The following is a 24,040-nucleotide window of genomic DNA, read 5'->3' as shown; positions in this document are numbered from 1 at the left end:
AGGGAAAAATGATTGAAGGGTTGTTCGCTCCTGATTCTTGACGGCGGCGTTGGGAGCGGGACGCAGCCTGCCGGGGCGGGAGTGCGTCCCATCCCGGCAGGCTCGGGTCAGTTGACTGGCGCGGCGGTCCGGTGTCCGAATGCAGCCAGGGCGTCCGGGTGGCTGGCCGGGACGACGCCGGAGTACAGCGCGGTCCAGCAGGACGGGCAGCAGTACTGCCGGAACACCACCGGAGTGTCCACGTAGTCGGCGGCGGTCGCAAGGATCTGCGGTCCGGCCTCCGTGGGCGGGCCTTCGTGGACCGCGACGGCCGGTTCGCCGTCGGCCGTTCGAAGCCGCTCGCCGCAGTGGCCGCAGGCGAGACCGCCGTCGGCCGGTTCGACCAGATTGTCGTCCACCCGGCGGGCGCCTGCCAGATCCGTCTTGCCGAGAGTTGCCCCAGGCTCTTGTGAGCGCGAGCGGCGGTCATCGCGCTGCCGGGCACGTTCGGCGACCGTTGCGGCCGGGTCGACGGCGCCCTCGCGCAGTACGACGCCGTACACCGACGTGGCTGCCGCCGGAGTGATCTTGTGCTCGCGCAGGTCACGGGCGACCGCTTGCGGGTCGCGGGCGAGCGGGTCGCCGTAGCCGCCGCCACCCTGCCATGTCATCGCGAACACCTCGCCCGGCGCGAGGTAGCTGGAGGCGTAGTTCTGGCCGGGTTCCAGCACCGAGCTCACTTCGTCCAATGTGGAGGGCATCCGACCGGAGGCGAACAGGGCGGCGACCCGGCTCTGCCGCGCGACGACGTCGAGGCCGCTGTTGCCCGGGTGCCCGCCGGCGAGCCCGCTGTTCTGCGCCACGGCCTTTCCGGCCGACGCCAGCACCAGCCCCATCGGGATGCTGGTGCCGTGCGGGGTCATGGCGATCGACGCACCGAGTCCGCCGCGGTGGCGTCCGGGGCCACCGGAGTCGGGGACTTCACGCCGCCACAGCGTCAGCACCGGGTACAGGAACTCCGTCATCTCGACGTCGGGGACGCGGCCCATCGGGATGCAGAACAACCCGCCGGTGTCGATGCCGTCGGCGTCCGGGCGAGCGCCGTAGCCGCCGGCCATCGGCTCCATGATGATGGAGAGGAACGGTGCCGGGGCTTCGCCGCGTTCGTCGAGGCCGGCGATGACCGCGGTGTCCCAGGTGCCGCAGCAGGTCGCCTGGACGTTCTTGCCGAGTTCCAGGTCGCGGTCGAGCATCCGCGAGAGGCACTCGGCGACGAGGCTGCCGGTCAGCCACGCCGGTCCGATCGGGCCGCGGCCGACGGCGGCGGGGAAGGTGGCGTTGTTGAGCGTGCCTTCCTCGGTGACGAGGTCGAAGCAGCGCATCAGCCCGCCGGCCGACCACGGGATGTCGCCGGCGAGGATGGGCAGGAGCGCGAGCATGACTCCGCCTCGCATGCCGGCGTACGTGCAGTTGATGACGCCGGCCTGCGGGTCCGTGCCGGTGAAGTCGAACGTCAGGTGATCGCCCGTCTTGGTGGTGGTGACCGTGATCTTGTGCAGGCCGCGGTCGCCTTCGTGGGACTGGTCCTGGTAGCCGGTGGCCGTCCAGGTACCGTCGGGAAGGGCGGAAAGCTTGTCCCGCAACCGGCTTTCGGCGTCGGACATCATCCGCTTCATGACGGCCTTGACGGTGTCCGCACCGTACTGGTCGATCAGCGCGTGCAGGCGTTCGGCGCCGACGTTGTTCGCGCCGATCTTCGCGCGCAGGTCGAGCCCGACGAGCATGGGGACGCGGGAGCGGCGCACCCAGAGGTCGGCGACGTCGCGCTGCAGCTGCCCGTCCCGGACGACCTTGACCGGCGGGGTGGGCAGGGATTCGGAGAAGACGTCCTCGGCGGCGGGCGAGAAGGAGCCGAGGCCGACGCCGCCGAGGTCGGGCTGGTGGGCGATGGCGCTGGTCCAGGCGAACAGCTTCCCCTCGTGGAAGACCGGCTGGTAGACGATGACGTCGTTCTGGTGCAGGCCGCCGCCGACCCAGGGGTCGTTGCAGAGGAACATGTCGCCGGGTTCGATGCCCGGGTTGGCGGCGCGGTTGCGCAGCGTCCAGTAGATGGCGAGGTCGACCGCCCCGACGAGCATCGTGTTGTAGAGGCCGACCTGGACCTCTTGGCCGAGCTCGTCGGAGATGGCGAAGTCGAAGTCGTTGGCGTCGGTCACGATCGGCGAGCCGGACATGCGCTTGAGGGCCTCGCCCATCTCGTCGGTGACCGACCACAGCCGGTGCCGCACGACCTCGTAGGTCAGCGGGTCGAGTGCGTCGATCTGCTCCTGGCCGACGGTGTGCACGTCCAAGGAGGACGGCAGCGAGCGCCGGAGCTCACCGAGGTCGACGGGACGGCTGGAGAACTGCTCCGAGCCTGGGATCGGCATGCTCATGACGCACTCCCGGCGGTGACGAGGGTGGATTCTTCGGTGGCGGGCACGCCCGCGCGGATGAGGAGGTTGCCGAGGTCGTCCACGGTGCCGGTTGTGCCGGCGGGCACCACGACCGTGGTGGTCGGGACCTCGACGATCGCCGGGCCGGTCAGCACGTGCCCGCTGCGCAGCTCGCGGTAGTCGTAAACGGGGGTGTCGACGTAGCCGGCCGCCGCGTCGAGGCACACCGGGCGGCGGCCGGTGCGCGCGGCCGACGGGTCGGGGGAGTCCGCGGCGGGCACGGGCGGCAGCTGCGGACTGAACGGCAGGATGCCGATTCCGCGGACCCGGAAGGTGATCGCCTGGATCCCTGCTTCGCGGAACCCGGCGTCCTTGCCGTACTGCGCCGCGTAGCGCTCCTCGAAGCCGGTCGTGGCCTCTTCGACTGCGGCCGTGTCGAGCGGGCCGGCAACGACCGGCGTGGTGACTTCGGCGAGCTGCATCGAATAGCGCATGTCGATTTCCCGGTGCAGCTCGACCTTTTCGAACATGACGCCCTGTCGGTCCAGGCCGTCGCGGACCTGCTGTTCGAGCTGGGCGAAGTTGCGTTCGGCGCGCTGAGGGTCGAAGGGCACGTGCAACGGGTCGGAGAGTTCGGCGGCGAGGACGATGTCGGAGGATGCGAGACCGAAGGCGGAGAACGCCGAGGCGACCGGCCCGAGCGGGACGACCACTTCGGTGCACCCGACTTCGGCGGCGTAGCCCGCGCAATGCGCCGGTCCGGCGCCGCCGAACGCGTAGAGCACGAACCCGCGCGGGTCGTGCCCCGCTTCGACGACGGTCTTGCGCAGCAGGTCGCCGGTCTGGGCGTTCTGCACGGTGTAGATCGCCGCGGCGGCTTCCTCGACCGTCAGGCCCAGCGGCTTCGCGATGCGGGTGTCGATCGCCTCGCGGGCGAGTTCGAGCGACAGGGGCTTGCGGCCGCCGAGCAGGCCGCGCTCGGGCAGGATGCCGAGGACCAGGTTGGCGTCGGTGTTGGTCGGCTCGGTGCCGCCGTTGCCGTAGCACGCCGGACCGGGGACGGCTTGCGCGCTGTGTGGCCCGATGCGCAGGTTGCCGCCGGCGTCGAGCCAGGCGATCGCGCCGCCGCCGGAGCCGATCGCGTCGACCCGTAGGGTGGGTACGTTGATCGGGTGGTGGTTGATGACGGTGGTGGTGTCGCGCACCGGTTCGCCGTCGACGACCAGTCCGGCCAGGAACGTGGTGCCTCCGACGTCGGTGGAGATGATGTTGCGGTGCCCGAGCTGGCGGCCCAGCGCGACCGAGCCGACGACGCCGCCGGTGAGCACGGACCCGACGGTGCTGATCGCCGCGGCCGGGGCCTCCCGCGCGGCGACCGCGCCGCCGTTGCTCTGCATCACCAGCAGCGGCCCGGAAAGCCGGTTCTCCCGCAGGGTGTCCTCGAGCGTGGTGAGGTAGTCGCGCAGTCCCGGGCCGATCTGGGTGCTCATGATCGTGGTGGCGTTGCGGGCGAACTCGCGGATGCGCGGGCTGACTTCGGACGACAGCGTCACGAAGACGTCCGGGTCCTCCTCGGCGATCAGTTCGCGGATCCGCTGTTCGTGCACCGGGTTGCGGAAGGACCACAGCAGGGACACGGCGATCGCGCGGATCCCGTCGGCCAGCAGTTCCCGGATCCGGGCGCGGGCTTCGTCCTCGTCGAGGGTGACGACGACGGTGCCGTCGCGGTCGATGCGCTCGGTCACCTCCAGCGCGTGCCGTTTGGGCAGCAGCCCGTGGTCCTTGCGCTGTCCCAGCACGTTCTGCAGCTCGTGGGGCGACCGGCCGAGGTAGCGGCCCTCGACGTTCATGATGAAGATCGAGTCGCGGTGGCCCTTGGTGGTCAGGAAGCCGACCGGCGGCACGTTGCCCATCACCAGCGCGTTGAGCGACGACGTCGTTCCGTGGGCGATGTGGTGGGTGTCGGCCAGCATCTCCGGCAGTGACACCCCGAGCTGCTCGGCCAGCAGCTCGAGCACGTCGAGCACGCCCTGGGAGTAGTCCGGCGGGGTGGACGGGGACTTCGCGGCGAGCACGGTCCCGGCGTCGTCGTCGAGAACGGCGTCGGTGAACGTGCCACCCACGTCCACGCCGATGACATAGGCCATGACTCACGCTCCTTTGCGCGGGAAGAACTGCTAACTGTGCCGTAGACTATTCAACGCATGTGACAAGAGTCAACCCGGATCGGTCGGGGTTGACGACGAGTGGTCGTTGGCGTCAAATACTCGACTATGTCGTTAACACGGGAGGTCGGGATGCAGCCACGCCGGGTCGCGGTACTGGGCGGCGGGCCCGGAGGGCTCTACGCCGCGCGTCTGTTCAAGCTCGCGTTTCCGTCCTGCGAGGTCGCCGTGCACGAGCAGGGCGAGCCGAACACCACCTTCGGGTTCGGGGTCGGGCTGGCCGCGGGAACCCAGCGCAAGCTGGCGGCGGCCGACCCCGACACCCTGCGGGACCTGGTCGCCGCGGGCCGCCGCCACGACATGACCCTGCGGGTCGGCGGGCACGTGGCCCGGGTCCGCAACGACCGGCTGATCGGGGTCGCCCGCACCGAGCTGCTCGCGATCCTGCAGCGCCACGCCGAGAAGGCCGGAGTGATCCTGAACTTCGGCGCCCGGCGGTCGGCCGCCGAGCTCGACGCCGACCTCGTCGTCGCCGCCGACGGCGTCGGCAGCGCCACCCGCGAGCAGGGCCCGTTCGGAGCGCGGATCGAGCCAGGACGGGGCCTGTACCTCTGGTGCGGAGCCGAATTCGCGCTGGACGACGCCGTGTTCGCGCCGGTGCGCACGGAGCACGGTGTCTTCGTGACACATGCCTACCCGTACGGCACCGGGCACAGCACCTTCCTCATCGAGACCGACGAGGACACCTGGCGCCGCGCCGGTTTCGACGTCACACCCGGCGACACGGACTCGGACGAAGTGTCCCTGCAGTACCTGGCGGACGCGTTCGCCGAGCAACTGCGGGGTCACCGGCTGATCGGCAACCGCACGCGCTGGTCGCGGTTCCGGACCGTCCACTGTGAACGGTGGTCGGCGGGGAAGACGGTGCTGCTCGGCGACGCCGCGCACACCGCGCACTTCTCCATCGGCTCCGGCACGAAGCTGGCCATGGAAGACGCGATCGGCCTGGTCGAAGCGCTGCGGGCCACCGGCGACCGCCCGAGCGCCTTCGCCGCCTACGAGGCGGCCCGCCGTCCCGCCGTCGAACGGCTGCAGGAGCTGGCCCGCCGCAGCCGGTTGTGGTGGGAATCCTTCCCGTCTCGCATGCACTTGCCGGTCGAGCGGCTGATGGTCGCCTACATGACCCGCGCCGGGAACGTCCCCCTGGAACGGTTCGCCGCCACCAGCCCGGACGTGGTCAGCGCCGCCCTCACCCAGTACGCCGGGACGCCGCCACCCGCCGATGGGCTCGTCGACTGGGTCCTCGACCAGCCGGCCGCGCCACCCGAAGACCTCGTCACGATCGACGACGTCGTCACCGACCCCTGGGACGAAACCGGCGACGCGGTGGTCGCCCGGGCTCGGGAGGCCCGTGAGCAAGGCGCCCCCGGGTTCAGGTTCACGGGGCCGGGTGACCGCGGCGCCGTGCTCACCCGGCTGGACCTCGCCGAGCGCGTCCGGCTCGAAGCTGGCGGAGTCATCCTGGTGGCGGGCCCCGCGGCCCTGCGGGAGGACCTGGCCGCCGGCCTGGTCAGCGCCCGTGCCGACCTGATCGAGGAGACCGCATGAGCTGGGGTGGCAAGGTCGTCGCCTATCCGGCCGACGTCGTGCGCGCGTACCGGGACGGCGGGCTCTGGGGCACCCGCACGATCGCCGAGCAGCTGCACGAGATCGCCCTGGCCCATCCGGGCCGCGACGCCGTCGTCGCGCTCGACGGCCGGCTCACCTTCCGCGAACTCGACGAGCGCACCGACCTGCTGGCCGCGGGGCTGGCCGGACTCGGCCTCGCGCCCGGCGATCCCGTGCTCTTCCAGGTCACCAACCGGCTCGGCACGGTCCTTGCCTGGTACGGCGTGCTGAAGGCGGGCCTGGTACCCGTCTGCACCCTCGCAGCGCACCGTGGGCACGAGATCGGCGAGGTGGGCCGCCGGACCGGGGCCGCCGTGCACCTGGTGGAGGCCGGCTTGCGCGGGTTCGACCTCGTCGGCTTCGCCGTCGAGGAGGCGCGCGAGCACCCCACGGTGCGGCACGTGCTGGTCCTCGGTGACGACCCGCGCGGGATCTCTGTCGACGCTCTCGGCCAGGACCTCGACGCCGGCGCCGCGCGCAAGACCGTCGAGGAGATCCAGGCTGGGATCGACCCGGACGACGTCGCGGTGTTCCAGCTCTCCGGTGGCACCACCGGCGCGCCGAAGGTGATCCCGCGGCTGCACGCCGAATACTGGTACAACGCCCTCGCCTACGCGGAATCGTGGGGCTGGGACGCCGCGACGCGGGTCGCCCACCTCATCCCGATCGTGCACAACGCCGGGATCGTCTGCGCGCTGCACGGCGCCCACAGCGTCGGGGCGTGCCTGGTGCTCGGCACCGCCGACCTGGACGAGTCCCTGCCGTTGCTCGCTCGCGAAGCGGCCACGCACGTGCTGCTCGGCCACGGCCACTTCCAGGCCATCCGTCACCCCGGGTTCGCCGCGGCGGCCGCCGCGCTGACGCAGGTCGTGCTGTCCGGCTCCAAGGTGCCGCCCGCGTTGTTCGACGACCTCGAGCGGCGCGGGCTGTGGTCGGCGCAGCTGTTCGGCATGGGCGAAGGCCTGTTCCTCACCACCCGGCCCGGCGCGCCGCGGCTCGCACGCGCCACGACCGTCGGCACGCCACTGTCCGAACTGGACGAATTCCGCGTTCTGGAACCGGGCACCGAGGAAGAAGTCCCGGACGGCGAAGTCGGGGAGCTGTGCTGCCGCGGCCCCTACACCTTGCGCGGCTACTTCGACGCCGCCGAGCACAACGCGCGCGCGTTCACCACCGACGGCTTCTACCGCACCGGAGACCTCGCTTCGGTGCGAGTCATCGAAGACCGGCGGTACGTGGTCATCGAAGGCCGGATCAAGGACGTCATCAACCGCGGCGGCGAGAAGGTCAACGCTGAAGAGGTCGAACTGCTCCTGCTGCGCCATCCGCGGGTCACCGGGGCGGCCGTGGTGGCCATGCCCGACCCACGGCTGGGCGAGCGCACCTGCGCGTTCGTCACCGGTGGTCCGCTCGACCTGCCCGAGGTCCGGCGGCACTTCGCCGAGCTGGGGGTGGCGAAGTTCAAGTGGCCCGAACGCGTCGAAGTCGTCGCCGAAATCCCCCGCACTCTCGTCGGGAAGCTGGACAAGAAGCGCCTGCAGGCGGAGATCGCCGCGAAGCTCGCCACCGAACAAGGAGAAACCCCGTGACCCCGCACCGGATCGGCCTCGTCGTCCCCAGCTCGAACGTCACCGTGGAGACGGAGATCCCCGCGCTGCTCGCGCGGCACACCGAAGCGTTTTCCTTCCACTCCAGCCGGATGCGCATGCACAACGTGTCACCCGAGGAGCTGCGCGCGATGAACGCGCAACGCGAACGCTGTGTCGACGAACTGGCCGACGCCGGCGTCGACGCGCTGCTCTACGCGTGCCTCGTCGCGGTGATGGCGCAGGGCCCGGGTGAACACGAACGCACCGAGAAGGCCATCACCGGGCAGCTGGCCGCCCGCCCGGCGCACCCGGCCGTGCTCTCCAGCGCCGGGGCGCTCGTCGAAGGGTTGCGCGCGCTCGGCGCCCGGCGCATCGCCCTGGTCACGCCCTACCTGCGGCCGCTGGCCGAAGAGGTGGTCGCCTACCTGCGCGCGGAGGGGTTTGACGTCGTCGACTGGGCCGCCCTGGAGGTCGGGGACAACACCGAGGTCGGCTGCATCCCGGGCGACCGCGTACTGGCCGCCGCCCGGGGCCTGGACCTCTCCCAAGCCGACGCCCTGGTCATCTCCGCCTGCGTGCAGATGCCGTCGCTGAGCCTGATCGAGCCCGCCGAGACCGAGTTCGGCCTGCCCGTGCTGTCCGCGGCCACCGCGGGCGCGTACGCCCTGCTGCGCCGGTTGAACCTGGCGCCACGGCTGGCGGGAGCCGGACGGCTGCTCGCGGCACCTCTACCATCGCAAGGATGAGCGGTACCACACCGCGGGGCGGGTCCCGCGAAAAGGCGAGCACCTCGCGCCGGGAGCTGGTGGAGAACGAACTCTACGAACACGCCACCCGGCTGTTCGCCGAGCGCGGGTTCGCCGGCACCAGCCTGCAGGACATCGCCGACGCCATGGGCATCACCCGGCCCGCGCTCTACTACTACGTCAAGAGCAAGGAAGAGCTCTTGGCCAAGCTCGTCACCGAGGTCACCAACGGCCCCCTGGAGGAACTCACCGAGCTGGTCGCGCACGACGAGCTCGACCCGGAGCGGAAGCTGCGCGGGATCGTGGAGATCATCGTCGGACGGCGGGTCCGGCAGCCGGAGCGGTTCCGGCTGCTCATCCGCTCGGAGGCGGAGCTGCCCGCGGAGCTGACCGAGGCCTACGACGAGGGCCGCCGCGCGGTGCTCACGACCATCGCCGGCGTCGTCGAAGACGGCGTGCGCGCCGGCCGCTTCCGCCCGCTCGACGCCCGCGTCGCCGCGCTCGGCGTGCTCGGCATGTGCAACTGGGTGGCCTGGTGGTTCCACCCCGGCGGCCGGGACACCGCGGAAGGCGTCGTCGAGCAGCTGGCCGACATGGCCGTCGGCGCCCTACGGCGGGCCGACCAGCACGTCCTCGACGGGGAAGGCCCGGCAGCGGCGTTGAAGATGCTGCGCCAGGACCTCGACCACCTGGAACGCATCCTGGACGTCTGAACCGCCTCGTCACGGCCTCTTCGCCACCCGCCGGAGGGGCCGTTTCGCGTGCCCGCAGTGGCAATCGGCATAGTCGTCAATATATTGACTCGTCCGTCGATTCGCGCGTACGTTGGAACCGACGAACGAAGCGGAGGTATGTCATGAACGAGCTGGACCACCGGGTGCGGGGCGTCGATCACGTCGCGTTCCCGACTTTCGACCCCGCCGCCACGGTGCGCTTCTACCGGGACGTGCTGGGGTTCCCGGTCGTGCACTCGATCTGCGCGGCGGGCTGGGGCCCGGAGGATCACCCGGACTTCATCCACTTCTTCTTCGACATCGGCAACGAAGACCGGATCGCGTTCTTCTACTATTTCGGCGCCACTCCGGGGATCGCCGGCGCAGACGGTGCGAAGGGCGATGTCTACGCGCGCTTCGGCGAAGACGTCCCGGAGTTCTTCGTGCGCTCCCGCCACCTGGCGATCCACGTCGAGAACGAGGAAGACCTGCTGGAGTACCGCCGCCGGCTCGACGCGAGCGACTGGCCGGTCGAGATGCAGATCCAGCACGAGACCATCGAATCGATCTACACTCACGACCCGAACGGCTACATGGTCGAGATCACCCGCGCGATGCGGCCGGTGACCCCGCAGGAGGACCTGGACGCGAACCTCACCATCGACGCGCTGCTCGACGTCGTCGCCGAGCCGGAGCCGACGTTCGGGAAACTCTTGGCGCGCAAGGCAGAGCTGATCGTCGAGCGCGCGGCGGACTGGGAGCCCGTGCGATGACGAAGCTGTACGTCCTCGACGTCCCGGAGAACACGGCCGTGGCGAAGATCGCCGCCGAGGATCCTTCGGTGACCGTGGGCCGGATCGGGCCGTACTTCGAGATCAGTGCCGCGGGACCGATCGTGGTCGACCGCCGTGCCACGGGCTGCCGCCACGCTGTCTGGTATTCGTGCGTCGGCGGTGTCGCCCGCGACAGCCGGATCACCCAGCACGACAAGGACGCTCTGCGCGTGGAGCCGGTATGAGTGAACGCCTGGGCGCCGGCCGCTACCTCGCCGCCGGCGATCGGCCCGCCTCGACGGTGACGTCCGTGCACGAGTCGACCACTGTGGACGGTGCGACCGTGCGCGGAGTCCTGGCCACGGTGCCGGGTGCGCGGACGGTGGTGTGCCTGATGCACCCCCGTCAGGACCTGACGCACCATCCACTCGTCCCGCTGTTGCTCCGCGCCGGAGCCGCGGTCTGGACTCAGCACACCCGTTCGGTCAACAACGACCTGAACCTCGTGCACGAACAGGCGCTGCTCGACGTCGCCGCGGGGCAGGCCTTCCTGCGCTCTCGTGACTTCGACGCGGTTGTGGTCCTCGGCCATTCCGGCGGTGGAACGCTGTTCGCGTACTACTGCGAGCAAGCCGCACTGGCACCTGCCGACCGCATCAGCACGACTCCCGGTGGCCGGCCGACCGGGCTGGCCGACGCGGAGATGCCGCTGCCGGATGGTGCCGTCTTCCTTGCGCCGCACCCCGGTCAAGGCAAGCTGCTGCTGGCATGCATCGACCCTTCGGTGGCCGACGAGACGGACCCGCTGTCGGTGGTGCCGGACCTCGACCCGTTCAGCCCGGCCAACGGGTTCGCGGACCCCCCAGCGCACTCCCGGTACGCACCCGAGTTCCTGGAGCGCTACCGCATGGCGCAGCGCAACCGCGTGGCACGCATCGACGCGGTGGCGCGCGCCCACGTCGTCCGCGCTGCCGAAGCACGGTCGGTGGCCAAGGCCGGCGGTGACGCTACGCAGCGGCGGCGCTCACTGGCGCCGCGGATCTTGACGGTGTTCCGCACGGACGCCGACCCGCGCACGGTCGACCTCACGCTGGACCCCAGCGACCGCCCGTACGGCTCGCTGTTCGGCAGACGACCCGACCTGATCAACTACGGCTTGGTCGGGTTCGGCCGCCTGGCCACCCCGGAGGCTTGGCTGTCGACGTGGTCCGGGTTGAGCTCGTACGCCGACTTCGTCCGGTGCGCGCCAGGTGTCGAAGTACCGACGTTGTACGTCGAGTTGACCGGTGATCAGGCCGCCTTCCCTGCGGATGCCCGTCGCATGATCGAAGCTCTCGGTGCCACCGACTTGACCACGGCCAAAGTCCGCGGTCTCCACTTCGGAGCCGCTATCAGCGAAGGCGAGCCCACCGGCAACGAACTGGCAGCTGCGGAAATCACCGAATGGCTGGGTGGACGCTTTAAACTCGCCTGAGTCCTGTGCCAGCCGCTCGTGGGACCGGGTTCGAGCAGTGAAGCGTCCCGGGGTCGCCCGAGCCACCGCGTGGCGCAATCCTCCCGTGCTGACCTCCTGTCGGGATGCTTGTCTCAGCCTGACCCCGCAACGCACCGGCGGTTGCTCAGCCGGTCCGGAGTGGGTGGAAGGGGGCGAGGTCGGGCGCGTCGGTGCCCGTCATGAGCTGGCGAGCCAGGAGTTTGCCTGTCGCGGGCCCAAAGGTGATTCCCCGCATGCCATGCCCGCCCGCCACGTGGACACCTTCGAGCTTTGTCCGGCCGATGAGTGGCAGGCCGTCGGGTGTCAAGGGGCGGGCGCCGACCCAGTGGTCGCGTACGTCGGTCCAGTCGGCGCCGTCGATCAGGGGGCGGATCGAACGCAGGATCGCATCGAGGCGCCTGTGGTCGAACGGTGTGTCGCGGTCGGCGATCTCCATGGTTCCTGCGACGCGTACGCGGTCACCGTAGGGGGTCATGGCGACCCGGACGCCGGGGAGGTACACGGGCGCGGTGATCGGCTTGGCCAGCGGGATGCTGCAGGAGTAGCCGCGCCCGGCCTGGACCGGCGCACGGACGCCGAGTCGGCGGGCCAGGTCCGGCAGCCATGCTCCGGTCGCCAGGACCACCGCGTCGGCGCGGTGTGGTGCTCCGGACCAGGTGTCGACCTGCAGGCCGCCGGGACCGAACCCGATCGATCGCACCTGCGCGCCTTCGACGATCTCGCCGCCTCGCTCGCGCAAGGAGCCGGCGAGCGCGTCGAGAAATGGGCCCGGTGCCACGAACCGCTGGCCGTCCAGGTGCACGATTTGCTGGACACGGGCGGAAAACGGGGGCTCGTGACCGGTGCTCGTCCGGTAGGGGACGTGCTGGCCGGCGTCGCGGGCGGCCGCGAATTCGTGTTCGAGGCCAGTGGTGTCCTCACCGTCGGTGAACCCGATCCGGATGGTGCCCTTGCGGACGTCGGCCGTGACGCCGCCGGCGACCAGGGCGTCGAAGGCCGGGATGCTTTCGCGGCTCAGCGGCGCCAGCGCGGCCATGCCTCGCCGCCACCGTGGACCGGTCGAGTTCCGGGTCCGCCCGCCGAGGTCGAGGGGCTGCGGACCGCGGCTCGGTACGTCGGCGGCGCCGCGATCGGGTTGGGCGGCGACTGGTACGACCTGTTCCCGCTGCCCAACGGCCTCGTCGTCGGCGACGTCGCCAGCCAGCGCCTGGAAGCGGCGGTGATCATGGGCTATTTGCGCAGCTTCCTGCGGGCCTATGCTCTCGACGACGATCCCGCCGAGGTACTTGGCAAGCTCGACCGCGAGGCGACGCACTTCGAAATCGGCGCCATGGCCACCGTCGCCTACGGCGTGATCGATCAGGGCCGCGAACGGATGACGTTGTCGATGGCCGGGTCCCCCCGCACCGGTCCTCGCCTCCGGCCACCAGCCAGGTCAGCTGATAGCGACTCCCATCGCCCCCCCCCGATCGGGATGGCGGTCGCGGCGAAGCCACGCCGGGCGACACAGGTCGCTCTGCCTGCCGGCAGCGTGCTCGCCTCTACACCGACGGGCTGGTCAAGTGCTGCCGCAGAGTGATCGACGAGGGACTGCGGGAACTCGAGCAGTGACCGCGGCCGACCCCGAGCGAGTATGCACCCGCGCCGTGGCACGGCTGATCGGTTCCACCGAGCCGGAGGACGACGTCGCTCCGCTGGTCGTGCAGCGACGGTAAAACCGGGCGAGCAGCCATGGTCGTGCTCGTCAACGCGAGGGCGGTCGGCTGACGTTACCGGCTCGTACGCGAGCCGTTCGTGTTCGACCACGCCGGCCTGCCGGGGCTGTACGGCGAGTCGGCGTTGCTCGGCCGCAGACGGCCGGATCCCGTGCCGGCGGCCTGCACGCACACGCCTGGGTCTCGTTCATCACCAGCGGCGACCCCGGGCTGGCCGGCACACCGGCCGGAGTCGCCGGCGAGCATGCGCATCGCGGACGAGTGGTCGCTGACGGCCTGACGCCACCGTCCGCTCCCGGCGCGAAGACCACTATCATGCGGCTCATGCCTCCTTCCTCCGCGGACGAACCGGCCGCCGTGCTGTTGTCGGTGCGCGAGGAACAGCGGCTCATGACCCGGCGCCGGATCGTGCAGGCGGCTCGGCGGGTCTTCGAGGATCGCGGGTACGGCCAGGCCTCGATCGGGGACATCACGAAGGCGGCCAAGGTCAACCGCGCGACCTTCTACCTGCACTTTGCGAACAAGGCGGCAGTCTTCAACGAGGTTTACGCCGAGGTCCGGCAGCACCAGACCGGCCGGTACTGGGCGATGCTGGACGAGGGGTTGACGGCGGGGACCGAAGCCGCCCTTCGAGGGGTGCTTGATCGCGCCCTCGCCTGGTGGGAGGAGCAGGCGGCGCTGCTGCCCGCGATCCACGAAGCCATGGCGAGCGATCTCGAGGTCGCCGCGCGCTGGAAGGACCAGCTCGACGAGCTCGCGGGCGAGCTGCGCGGGTACCTCGGCCAGTTCCCGGAAGAGGAGCGCGACGCGCGGCGGTTGCGGGTCCAGCTGATGGTGATGCAGCTCGACCAGCTGTGCTTCCGGACCATCGTGCAGAAGGTCTTCGTCATCGAACGCGACGTCCTGCTGGATCTCGTCTGCGATCTGTGGCTCGACTCCCTGCAGCTCAGGCGCGGCTCCGACCCCTCCTAGCGGCCAAGATCGGCAACCTGATGCTTGACTCGACAGCCTGTCGTCCTTAATCTCTGTCGAGACCCGGGCAGCGCTTCCGTCCGGTGGCGCACGGCCACCCGGGTGTGGGCGTGACGGAGTCCCTGTCCGCGCGCCCGCTCGTTCCATCATCGACGGTGGCACCCCGAGGGACGGTGCCGCCACGTCAGGTCCCTTTCGTCAATGCCGACTCGGGAGCCACCGATGCCCTCTTCCCCTGAACCCCCCGTGCTGTCGGCCCGCGCGATGCGACGCGTCACCTTCGCCGCCGCCGCGGGCAACACCATCGAGACCTACGACTACGCGGTCTACGGATTCCTGACCGTCATCCTCTCCAAGCTGTTCTTCCCCGGTGCGCAGCCGGGGGTGGCGCTCCTGTCCGCGTTCGCGGTATTCGGTGTCGCGTTCGTCGTGCGCCCGCTGGGATCCCTGGTGTTCGGCGCGATCGCGGACCGCTTCGGGCGCCGGACTTCGCTGCTCGGCACGCTCGTGCTCGTAGCCGGCGCGACGACGGTGATCGGGCTCCTGCCGACCGCCGCGTCGATCGGCATCTGGGCACCCATCCTGCTGGTGCTCATGCGGTTGCTGCAGGGCCTGGCCGCGGGTGGCGAGTACAGCACCGCCATGGTCTACGCCGCCGAGTTCACGCCGCAGAACCGGCGTGGGGCCATGACCAGCCGGGTGCAGCTGGGCAGCGTGGTGAGTCTCCTGCTCGCCGCCGGAATCGTGCTGCTGCTCAACGCGACGCTCACCCGCGAAGCGATGACCGCGTGGGGCTGGCGGATCCCGTTCCTGCTGGCGTTGCCGCTGGGCCTGTTCGGGATCTACATCCGGACGAGGCTCGAGGAGTCCCCGGAATTCAGGGCACTGGCGCAGGCAGGGGAACTCCCGGCGGCACCCGTCAAGGAGGCCTTCGCCCGGCACTGGCGGTTGATCGTACTGGTCTTCGGAGTCGCGGCGTTCCAGCAGATCGGGTACTACGTCGCGTTCACCTACGCGCAGTCCTACATCATCCAGCTCGGCTTCACGCCGGGGCAGGCGACGCTGGCCACGGTGGTCAGCATCGCCGTCGCCATCGTCCTGGTCTTCGTGGGCGGTCCGCTGTCCGACCGGATCGGCCGCTGGCGGATGCTGCTGGGCCTCTCGGTGGTCATGATCGTGACGGCGTACCCGCTCTTCGCCGGCCTCTCCTCGGCGCGCAGCCTGCCCCTGCTGGTCCTGATGACGGTCGCGTTGGGTGTCGTGCCCGCGCTCTACACGTCGGTAGCGCCCGCGACGTATATCGAGGTGCTTCCGGCCAAGGTTCGCGGCACTGTCTTCGCGGTCGGCTTCGCGGTGGCGGCGGCACTGCTGGGCGGACCCGCCCTCTACGTCAGCCAGTTCCTCGTCGAGGTCACCGGCGACCACCGGGCACCCGCCTACTTCATGATGTTCGGCGCGGTCCTCAGCCTGTTCGCGGCGCTGGCCGTCCGGCGCCGGCGGGCGACACCGCTGCTGGCGGACCGGGTGGCGGTCGCGGACGGGCAGTCGCCGCGGCGCGAAGCCGAGCAGGTCTGAGATGTACCTCGACGAGCTGGCCGATCAGCTCTCGGCTCTCGCCTCCGCGGTGACCGATGAACACCTCGAGCGCGCGGGTCTCTGCGTGCTCGATGCGCTGGCGTGCGTCTACGGCGGCCGGAAGATGCCTTGGGTTTCGCAAGCGCGCGCGGTCGCCGACGCCGGTGGTGCGGGGGAGAGCGCCGTCTGGGCGTCGGGTGGAGCCCGTCACGGGCTCGCGGACGCCGTCTTCGCGAACTCAGTCGGCTGCCATTCGCTGCTGTACGAGGACACGCACCCGGAGAGCCGGGTGCATCCCGGGACCGTCGCGGTACCGGCCGCGCTCGGGGTCGGCGAACTCGTCGGCGCCTCGGGGGCGGACGTCCTGCGCGCCGTCGTTCTCGGATACGAGGCGATGGCCCAGGTGGCGAGGACCGCGCTGACGGAGGACTTCGTCGCCCGAGGTTGGCGGGCGAGCGGCGTCTTCGGGCCGTTCGGCGCCGTCGCCGCCGCGGCGTACCTGTTCGAGCTGGACCGGGCGACGGCGGTGCACGCCCTCGGCATCGCCGCCGGTTCGGCGGCGGGCGTCTGCGAATGGGCGCCGGCGGGGACGACTGAAGTCTTCTTCCAGCCCGCGTCGGCCGCCCGGGGCGGCATTGTCGCCGTGCTGCTGGCCCGCGCCGGGGCGACCGGGGCGGGGAGCGCGGTCGAAGGACTGTTCGGCCTCCGGCGTGCATTCGGCGGGACGGCCGACAGCGTCGGCGAACCGGATGTCACGGCGGAGCGGCCGGCGATCGACCGAGCCTTCTTCAAGGCCCACCCGTCCTGTGCGTTCACCCAGCACGCGATCGACGCGGCGGTCCGCCTGCACGCCCGCGGCATCGATCCCGGTGCGGTTACGGCCGCGACGATCCACACTTCGGCCGCGGCGGCGACGTATCCCGGCTGCGACAACGCGGATTCGTTCGCGACCCCGATCGCGCGCCAGATGAGCCTGCAGTTCGGCGTCGCCGCGGCGTTGACCGACGGCCGGCTGGTGCCGAGCCGGTACGAGGGTGCGGTGGACGCCCCGATCGCCGCACTCGCGGCCCGGACCCGCGTCGTGATCGATCCGGAGTACGACCGGGCCTACCCCGGCCGGCTCGACGCGCGGGTGGAGCTTGCCTTGGCCGGCGGCGAAACCGCCGTGGCGGCCAGTGCGGAACACGTCGACCTTCCGCCCGCCGGTGTGTTCCACAAGTTCCGCACGCTCGCGGCTCCCGCGCTGGGCGAGCAGGCGGCCGGCGAGATCGCCCGTGTCCTTTGTGGACCCGGTGACTGGGCTGCGCGGGATCTCGTTGCGCGTCTCGGCTAGGGAGTCCGGAAAGCACCTCGCGGCATGTCGGCCGCCGAGGGTCCGTTCGTGTCCTCTGTGGACTCAGTGACTCGACCTCGCCCAAATTCACGACATATTGTGGATTGACTCGACAGTCTGTCGTGTCTAATCTCGGATGTGCCGGACGCGGGATTCCGTTGCCGCGATCCGTCCAGGAGGGACCAATGAAGCTGCACTCCTCACCGTCGTTCCACATCGGGTGCGACATCGGTGGCACGTTCACCGACGTCGTCGCGATCGCCTCCGACGGCACCGTGTTCGCGGACAAGGCCGACACCACGCCCGCGGACCTCTCGGCCGGGCTCCTCGCGGCGCTGGAGAACCTCGCCGGGCGGGTCGGGCTGCCGCTGCCCGGCCTGCTCGGGGCGACCACCCGGTTCGTGAACGGCACGACGGTGGTCACCAACTCCATCGCCGAGCTCCGCGGCGCGACCGTCGGTCTCGTCACCACCAAGGGTTTCGGGGACAACCTGCTGATCGCCCGCTCGGCGCGCAACGCCCACCGGGACAACCACAAGCAGGTGAACCTGCCGCAGCTGGTGGCCCGCGAGCACGTCGTGGAGGTCGAGGAGCGGATCGATCGCAAAGGCCGGGCCGTCGTCCCGCTGACCGAGGCGGAGGCGCGCCGCGCGGTCGGTGCCTTGGTGGCCGCGGGTGTCGACTCGATCGCGGTGTCCCTGCTCTGGAGCTTCGCGAACCCAGCGCACGAGGAGCTGATCGCCCGGATCGTCGAGGACGAGCACCCCGGGCTGTTCTTGTCGGTGTCGTCGCGGCTGCACCCGGTGATCCGCGAGTACGAGCGCACCATGACGACGGTCCTGAACGCGTTCACCGGTCTGCGGGTCGCGGAGTACACCAGCCGCATCGAGGACGAACTGGCCCGCCGCGGACTGACCGTCCCGGTCGGGTTCATGCAAGGCTTCGGCGGCACCGTTTCCGCCGAGGAGGCCCGGACCCGGCCGATCACCCTGGTCGACTCGGGGCCGGCGGGCGGGGTCATCGGCGCCCGGGCGCTCGCCCGCACGCTGGGGCTCACGGACATCGTCACCGCCGACATGGGCGGCACCTCGTTCGACGTGTCCGTGCTGGAGAACGGCACGCCGAGGATCACCCAGCGGGCCCTGCTGGGCGAGCGGTTCCTCACCGCGCTCGCCAAGATCGACGTGCTGCCCATCGGCACCGGCGGCGGCAGCATCGCCTGGGTCGACGCGCGGGGCGTGCCACAGGCGGGGCCGCGCAGCGCGGGCGCGGAACCCGGCCCGATCTGTTACGGCAAGGGCGGAACCCAACCGACCGTCACCGACGCCTCGGCGGTGCTCGGCCTGCTCGGTGCCGAATCGTTCCTGGGTGGACGGCGAGCGCTCGACGTCGCCGCCGCCCGCGACGGGCTGGAGCGGGAGATCGGCAAGCCGCTCGGCGTCGACGCGGCCGCCGCGGCCGCCGCGGTGCACCGCATGGTGATCGCGGACATGAGCAACGCCGTCCGGGCCGTCACCGTGGAACGCGGGCACGATCCCCGCCGGTTCGCGATGGTGGCCTACGGCGGCGCCCTGGGCACGTTCGCAGCCGACATCGCCCGGTCGGTCGGCATCCGGCAGGTCGTGATCCCCGCCGAGGCCGCCGTCTTCTCCGCGCGTGGGCTGCTGGCCGGCGACGACGTCCGCACCCGCTCCCGCTCGGCCATGTGGCAGGGAGGCGACGCCACCGCCGTGATCGACGCGCTGCGGGAGCTCGACGAGGAGTCGGTGTCCGCCCTGCGCGCCGCGGGACATCCCGAGAACCGGATCGACGTTGTGTGGCAAGGGGAATTCAAATTCGCGGGCCAGCAATGGGAGCTCCAGGTCCCGATCCCGCGCCGCCCCGGCGGCGACCCGCGCCGGATCGCGGCCGACCTCGCGGACATCCAGGACCGGTTCGCCGGGCTGTACGAAGCCGAGTACGGACCCGGGACGGCCTGGGTGGGCAGCCCGGTCGTGCTGATGTCCGTCCGGGTCGTCGCCACCGGCCGGGTTCCGCAGGTCGAGGTCGCCGCCCACCTCGACGCCGGGACCGCCGCGACCCCCAGCGGCACCCGCCGGATCCACACGGACGGGCGCCCGGTCGACGTCGCCGTCTACGACGCGCAGTCATTGCCGGTGGGGAGCCCGGTCGAGGGACCCGCGGTGCTCGAACACCCTCTGACCACGATCCGGATCCCATCAGGGTGGCGGCTGCGGCTCGACGGGCACGGCCATTACCTGCTGACCGAGAGCGAGGACGTCGCATGACGACCACACCGAAGGCCGAAGCGGCCATCGACGCGGTGGACGTGGAGATCCTGGCCAAGGCCCTCGACAACATCGCCGCGGAGATGGGCTTGGTGATGATGCGGGCCTCCGGCAGCCCCGCCATCGCGGAGGCCTACGACTTCTCGACGTTCATCGCCGACGCCGAGGGCGACGTCATCAGCTACGCCGGGTTCATCACGGTGTACCTCGGTGCCGCCCGTCAGGCCGTGCGGCACCTGCTCGAAACCTATCCGCGCGACCGGATCCGGCCGGGGGACGTGTTCCTCTGCAACGACCCCTACACCACCGGAAACGCCCACGCCGTCGACGTCGGGGTGGTCCGGCCGATCTTCGTCGGGGGCGAACTCACCGCCTGGTGCTGGGCGGAGGCCCACGTCAACGACTTCGGTGGCTTCGCGCCGGGCGGGATGAACCCGATCGCCACCGAGGCCTACGGCGAACCGTTGCGGCTGCCCGGCATCAAGATCGTCGACCAGGGCGAACCGGTGGAAGACCTCTGGCGGCTCATCGAAACCAACATCCGGGTCCCCGACCTCGTGCTCAACGACATCCGCTGCCTCATCGCCGCGTGCCACCGGTGCGACGAGCGGTTGCGGGACCTGGTCGAGCGGCACGGCCCGGAGACCTTCCGGCGGCGGGTCGAGGCGGCCAAGGACCTCGCGGAGCAGGCCGTCCGGCGGCGCATCGCGGACCTGCCCAACGGCACCTACACCGCCGAGGAGTACGCCGAGCACAACGGGCACACCGACGAGCTGTACCCGGTGCGGTGCACGCTGACTGTCGAGGACGACCACCTGACGTTCGACCTTTCCGAGTCCGCGCCGCAGACCGACGGGTACATCAACGTCAGCGCGGCCACCGCGTTCGGGGCCGTCGTCACGCCGGTGCTCAGCGGCCTGCTGCCGGACCTGCCCATCAACCAGGGCACGCTGCGCCCGCTCACGGTGCTGACCTCGCCCGGCACCCTTTGCGACGCGCGGCTGCCCGCGCCCACGGGCGCCGGGCACGTCGAGACGGGTTTCCGGATCGGGAAGGTCGTCACGCGGCTGCTCGGCGACCTCCAGGCCGCCAGCGGGAACCCGTTCGTCCGCGACCACGTGATGGCGCCTTGGCAGGACTCGTGGAGCGCGAGCTTCTTCTACGCGCCGGACGAACAGGGGCGGCTGGTGCCCTTCCCGGACATGAACGGCGGCGGCAGTGGCGCCGGAGCCCAGGCCGTCGCCGACGGCATGGACGTCAGTGGCGTGCTGGCCCAGCCCCAGAACAGCATTCCCGACATCGAGGTCAACGAGCTCGCGTACCCGGTGCTCTACCTGTGGCGGCGGCTCAACCCCGACTCCGGCGGCCCGGGCCGCTTCCGCGGCGGCGCCGGCATCGACCTGGCGTTCACGCCCTGGTACACGGTGGGCGGCCAGGAGTCGGTCATGGCCGCCTGCTGGCAGGTGCCGCCGGCCGGCGTCTTCGGTGGCTACCCCGGGTCGGCCAGCGGCGCCTCGCTCGTCACCGGCGCGAAGGTGGACGTGGCCCTCGCCGCGGGCGGAATCCCCGGCTCCGTAGCGGATTTCGCTGTGCCCGCCCGCGCATTGGCGGGAAAGCAGTTCGGCCTGCCCGTCGGCCCGGGTGACGTCATCCACCTGCGGGTGGGCGGCGGCGGGGGCTACGGCGACCCGCTCGAGCGCGATCCCGCGGCGGTCGCCGAGGATGTGGCGCGCGGCGCCGTCACCGCCCTTGCCGCCCGGCGCTCCTACGGCGTCGTCCTCGGTCCGTCGGGCATGCCCGACCCGGCCGCGACCGATGCCGAACGCGCCCGGCAGCGCGCCGAACGGCGTGGCTGGCCTCGCGAAGGCGAGTTCGCGGTCCGCCGCGGTCCGGTGTCGGCCCGGCTCGCCGAACGCGGCCAATGGTGCCACCACCGCGCCGGCATCGAACTCGTGGAATACGCCGACCCGGAAACCGGAGCGCTGGTCCGGGCCGAGGTCGTCGTCAACCCGGACCACCCAGCCGAGAACGAAGGAGCAGCGGAATGACCGCCAGCCCGCCCACCACGAGCGAGCACGACGTCGCCGAGACCTTCCCGGCCGTGCTCGCCGACCTCGCGGTCCGTCGGCCGGACGCCGAGGCCGTGGTCGCCCCAGACGGGCGGATCACCTTCGCCGAGCTGGCCGCGCGCGTCGACGACCTCGCGGGCGCCCTCGCCGCGGCGGGACTGCGGCCGGGAGACCGCGTCGGCATCCTGCTGCCCAACAGTCTCCGGTGGCTGGTCGCGCTGCTCGGTGCCCAGCGGGCCGGGCTGGTCGCGGTACCGATGAACACGTGGTACCGCTCGAGCGAGCTCGGCCACCTCATCGGCAGCGCGGACCTGCGGCTGGTCATCTCGCAGGCGGAGGTCTTCGGCAAGGACGTCGTCGCCGAGCTGACGGCGGCCGGGCACGGCGAGACCTTCGACGGCACCCGTCGGGACGGCTACCTCGGCGCGGTGTTGTGGCCGCGAGCCGAGAAGCTGCCGCCGGCGCTCGCGGCGAGCCCGGCGCCGCCGCCCCTGGTGACCGAGAACGACCTGGCGATGATCCTCTACACCAGCGGCAGCACGGCCCTGCCGAAGGCGGTGCCGCTGCGGCACGGAAAGCTGCTGCGCAACGGGCGCGCGATGGGCGAGCGCATGCACCTGCGGCCGGCGGACCGGCTCTGGATCGCGATGCCGATGTTCTTCGGGTTCGGTGCCTGCAACGCGTTGCCGGTCGCCCTGACCCACGGAGTCACACTGTGCCTGCAGGAAAAGGTCGAAGGCGACGCCGGGCTGGAGATGATCGAGCGGGAGCGGTGCACCGTCGTCTACGCCATGCCCACCGCGATGCGGACCCTGCTGGACGCGCCGAGCCTGCCCACCCGAGACCTGTCCGCGGTCCGCACCGGCCCGATTGGCTTCACCGCCGAGGACAAGCGCCAGCAGATCGAACGGCTGCACCTGGTGGAAGGCTGCAGCGCCTACGGGCTGACCGAGTCCTACGGCTTCGCGGCGATGAACGACGCGCACGACCCGCTCGAGGATCGCCTGCACACCCAGGGCACGGTGCTGCCCACCCAGGAGGTCCGCATCGTCGCACCCGACGGCACCGTGTGCCCGCCGGGGACACGCGGCGAGATCGAAGTCCGCGGCTGCGTGATCGACGGCTACCTCGGCGGCGACGCGGTCAACGCCGGCACCCGGTCGGCCGACGGCTGGTTCCGCACCGGTGACCTCGGCCTGATCGACGCGGACGGCAGGCTGGTGTTCGGCGGGCGCTGGAAGGAAATGCTCAAGGTCAAGGGCATCAACGTCGCCCCGATGGAGATCGAGGGCATCGTCGCCGCGCACGAAGAGGTCAGCCAGGTCTACGTGATCGGCTTGGACACCCCGGACGGCGACCAGGAAATGGTCGGCGTGGTCGTGCCCGAGCCCGGTGCGTCCGAAGTGGACTTGGTGGAGCGGCTGACCGCGCACGTCCGGTCCCAGGTGGCCAGCTACAAGGTGCCGTCCCGGTTCCTGCTGATGGACGTCACGGCGATCCCGCAGACGGACACCGGAAAGGTCTCCAAGCTCAAGCTGCGCCAGCAGATCGAGGCGAACCGGTGACCGACGTGCGGCGCACCCCCGCCTTCGCCGATCTGCCCACCCTGCCCGATCGCGACGAGCGCCACGCCTGGGACGTCTGGGGTCGCGGCGACGAACTCGGCACGGTCAACCTGATCGGGCCCGAGCAGCGCGTCGCCGCGGCCCGGACCGTGCGCACCGGCGAGATGGTCTCGCTCACCCTGCCGCTGAACGAGCCGGACCCGGGACTGTTCGACGAGCGTGCCTGCTACACCCACATCGTCGAAGACACCCCGGCCGGGCACGACGACCGGCTCGACGAGTTCTACTTGCAGGGCTCCTCGCAGTGGGACGGCCTGCGGCACATCAAGGCGGGCAGGCACGGCTACTGGGGCGGTCGCTCCGAAGAGGACCTGGCCGCCACCGATGTGCTCGGGGTGGACCGCTGGGCCGAACACGGGCTCGGTGGCCGCGGGGTGCTGGTGGACGTCGCCGGGTACCTCGCCGCCCGCGGCACGCCGCTGCGGGCGGACGAACCGCACGAGATCACCACCGCGCTGCTCGACGAGGTCGCCGCGGCGCAGGGCACCACGTTCCGGTCGGGCGACGTGCTCGTGGTGCGCACCGGCTGGACCGAATGGTACCGCGCCCTGCCCGCCGACCACCGCGCCCGCCTGCGCGGCACCATCGGTGCCGGCTTCGCCTGTCCCGGCTTGGAGTCCACAAAGGACATGGCGGCGTACCTGTGGGACCACGAGTTCGCCGCGGTGGCGATGGACAACGTCGGCGTCGAGGTCTTCCCGGTCGACCGGGCCAAGGGCTTCCTACACCGGCGGCTGATCGCGTTGCAGGGCATGCCGCTGGGCGAGCTGTGGCACCTGGCCCGGCTGGCTCAAGCCTGCGCGGAGCGGGGGAGCCACGAATTCCTGCTGGTGTCCGGGATCCTCCCGCTTCCGCGTGGCGTCGGCAGCCCGGCCAACGCGCACGCCGTCCTCTAGAAAT

The 24,040-nt window shown here is 71.2% G+C and carries 18 protein-coding genes; 15 read left to right on the top strand and 3 right to left on the bottom strand.

Going from position 1 to position 24,040, the window contains the following annotated elements; genetic code table 11:
* Window positions 1-107 precede the first annotated feature (107 nt).
* On the bottom strand, window positions 108-2,414 hold the full coding sequence (locus EIY87_RS35865; RefSeq protein WP_125314395.1) for a hydantoinase B/oxoprolinase family protein: 2,307 nt from the start codon (window positions 2,412-2,414) through the stop codon (window positions 108-110).
* Complete coding sequence (locus EIY87_RS35860) at window positions 2,411-4,561, bottom strand: hydantoinase/oxoprolinase family protein (RefSeq protein WP_125314394.1); 2,151 nt, start codon at window positions 4,559-4,561, stop codon at window positions 2,411-2,413. The genes EIY87_RS35865 and EIY87_RS35860 overlap by 4 nt, the downstream gene beginning before the upstream one ends.
* A gap of 150 nt (window positions 4,562-4,711) precedes the next feature.
* On the opposite strand from EIY87_RS35860, the gene EIY87_RS35855 reads away from it, so the two are divergent.
* The 7 genes from EIY87_RS35855 to EIY87_RS35825 all read left to right on the top strand — a co-directional run bounded on the left by EIY87_RS35855 (window position 4,712) and on the right by EIY87_RS35825 (window position 11,542).
* A complete protein-coding gene (locus EIY87_RS35855; RefSeq protein ID WP_125314393.1) occupies window positions 4,712-6,187 on the top strand; it encodes an FAD-dependent monooxygenase in 1,476 nt (491 codons plus the stop codon).
* Window positions 6,184-7,836: a (2,3-dihydroxybenzoyl)adenylate synthase gene (locus EIY87_RS35850; RefSeq protein ID WP_125314392.1), complete on the top strand. Its 1,653-nt coding sequence runs from the start codon at window positions 6,184-6,186 to the stop codon at window positions 7,834-7,836. The genes EIY87_RS35855 and EIY87_RS35850 overlap by 4 nt, the downstream gene beginning before the upstream one ends.
* On the top strand, window positions 7,833-8,582 hold the full coding sequence (locus EIY87_RS35845; protein ID WP_125314391.1) for a maleate cis-trans isomerase family protein: 750 nt from the start codon (window positions 7,833-7,835) through the stop codon (window positions 8,580-8,582). The genes EIY87_RS35850 and EIY87_RS35845 overlap by 4 nt, the downstream gene beginning before the upstream one ends.
* Window positions 8,579-9,295 (top strand): TetR family transcriptional regulator, encoded by a 717-nt coding sequence (locus EIY87_RS35840; protein WP_125314390.1) that lies wholly within the window; start codon window positions 8,579-8,581, stop codon window positions 9,293-9,295. The genes EIY87_RS35845 and EIY87_RS35840 overlap by 4 nt, the downstream gene beginning before the upstream one ends.
* Before the next feature lie 143 nt (window positions 9,296-9,438).
* Entirely contained in the window at window positions 9,439-10,068 is a 630-nt protein-coding gene (locus EIY87_RS35835) for a VOC family protein (RefSeq protein ID WP_125314389.1), read from the top strand.
* Entirely contained in the window at window positions 10,065-10,313 is a 249-nt protein-coding gene (locus EIY87_RS35830; protein WP_125314388.1) for a hypothetical protein, read from the top strand. The genes EIY87_RS35835 and EIY87_RS35830 overlap by 4 nt, the downstream gene beginning before the upstream one ends.
* Window positions 10,310-11,542, top strand: coding sequence for an alpha/beta hydrolase (locus EIY87_RS35825; protein ID WP_125314387.1), 1,233 nt, complete (start codon window positions 10,310-10,312; stop codon window positions 11,540-11,542). The genes EIY87_RS35830 and EIY87_RS35825 overlap by 4 nt, the downstream gene beginning before the upstream one ends.
* Window positions 11,543-11,687: 145 nt before the next feature.
* Here the strand turns inward: EIY87_RS35825 and EIY87_RS35820 are convergent, their stop codons facing one another.
* Window positions 11,688-12,599, bottom strand: a complete 912-nt coding sequence (locus EIY87_RS35820; RefSeq protein WP_125314386.1) for an NAD(P)/FAD-dependent oxidoreductase — start codon at window positions 12,597-12,599, stop codon at window positions 11,688-11,690.
* A gap of 99 nt (window positions 12,600-12,698) precedes the next feature.
* On the opposite strand from EIY87_RS35820, the gene EIY87_RS47865 reads away from it, so the two are divergent.
* The 8 genes from EIY87_RS47865 to EIY87_RS35780 all read left to right on the top strand — a co-directional run bounded on the left by EIY87_RS47865 (window position 12,699) and on the right by EIY87_RS35780 (window position 24,036).
* On the top strand, window positions 12,699-13,142 hold the full coding sequence (locus EIY87_RS47865) for a PP2C family protein-serine/threonine phosphatase (protein WP_158641429.1): 444 nt from the start codon (window positions 12,699-12,701) through the stop codon (window positions 13,140-13,142).
* A 460-nt stretch (window positions 13,143-13,602) separates the two neighbouring features.
* On the top strand, window positions 13,603-14,250 hold the full coding sequence (locus EIY87_RS35810) for a TetR/AcrR family transcriptional regulator (RefSeq protein WP_158641428.1): 648 nt from the start codon (window positions 13,603-13,605) through the stop codon (window positions 14,248-14,250).
* A gap of 222 nt (window positions 14,251-14,472) precedes the next feature.
* Window positions 14,473-15,825 (top strand): MFS transporter, encoded by a 1,353-nt coding sequence (locus tag EIY87_RS35805; RefSeq protein ID WP_225440253.1) that lies wholly within the window; start codon window positions 14,473-14,475, stop codon window positions 15,823-15,825.
* 1 nt (window position 15,826) lies between these two features.
* On the top strand, window positions 15,827-17,158 hold the full coding sequence (locus EIY87_RS35800; RefSeq protein WP_125314383.1) for an MmgE/PrpD family protein: 1,332 nt from the start codon (window positions 15,827-15,829) through the stop codon (window positions 17,156-17,158).
* Window positions 17,159-17,343: 185 nt separating this feature from the next.
* A complete protein-coding gene (locus tag EIY87_RS35795; RefSeq protein ID WP_125314382.1) occupies window positions 17,344-19,446 on the top strand; it encodes a hydantoinase/oxoprolinase family protein in 2,103 nt (700 codons plus the stop codon).
* Window positions 19,443-21,494, top strand: coding sequence for a hydantoinase B/oxoprolinase family protein (locus EIY87_RS35790; protein ID WP_158641427.1), 2,052 nt, complete (start codon window positions 19,443-19,445; stop codon window positions 21,492-21,494). Before EIY87_RS35795 ends, EIY87_RS35790 begins: the two co-directional genes overlap by 4 nt.
* Complete coding sequence (locus EIY87_RS35785; protein ID WP_125314380.1) at window positions 21,491-23,080, top strand: class I adenylate-forming enzyme family protein; 1,590 nt, start codon at window positions 21,491-21,493, stop codon at window positions 23,078-23,080. Before EIY87_RS35790 ends, EIY87_RS35785 begins: the two co-directional genes overlap by 4 nt.
* Window positions 23,077-24,036 carry a cyclase family protein gene (locus EIY87_RS35780; RefSeq protein ID WP_125314379.1) on the top strand — a complete coding sequence of 320 codons (960 nt, stop codon included), beginning with the start codon at window positions 23,077-23,079 and terminating at the stop codon, window positions 24,034-24,036. Before EIY87_RS35785 ends, EIY87_RS35780 begins: the two co-directional genes overlap by 4 nt.
* Window positions 24,037-24,040 lie beyond the last annotated feature (4 nt).

Origin of the sequence: Amycolatopsis eburnea (genome assembly GCF_003937945.1) — a bacterium.
Taxonomy (GTDB): Bacteria; Actinomycetota; Actinomycetes; order Mycobacteriales; family Pseudonocardiaceae; genus Amycolatopsis; species Amycolatopsis eburnea.
The sequence above is the reverse complement of the archived record's forward strand: the minus strand, read 5'-3'. Positions and strand labels throughout refer to the sequence as shown.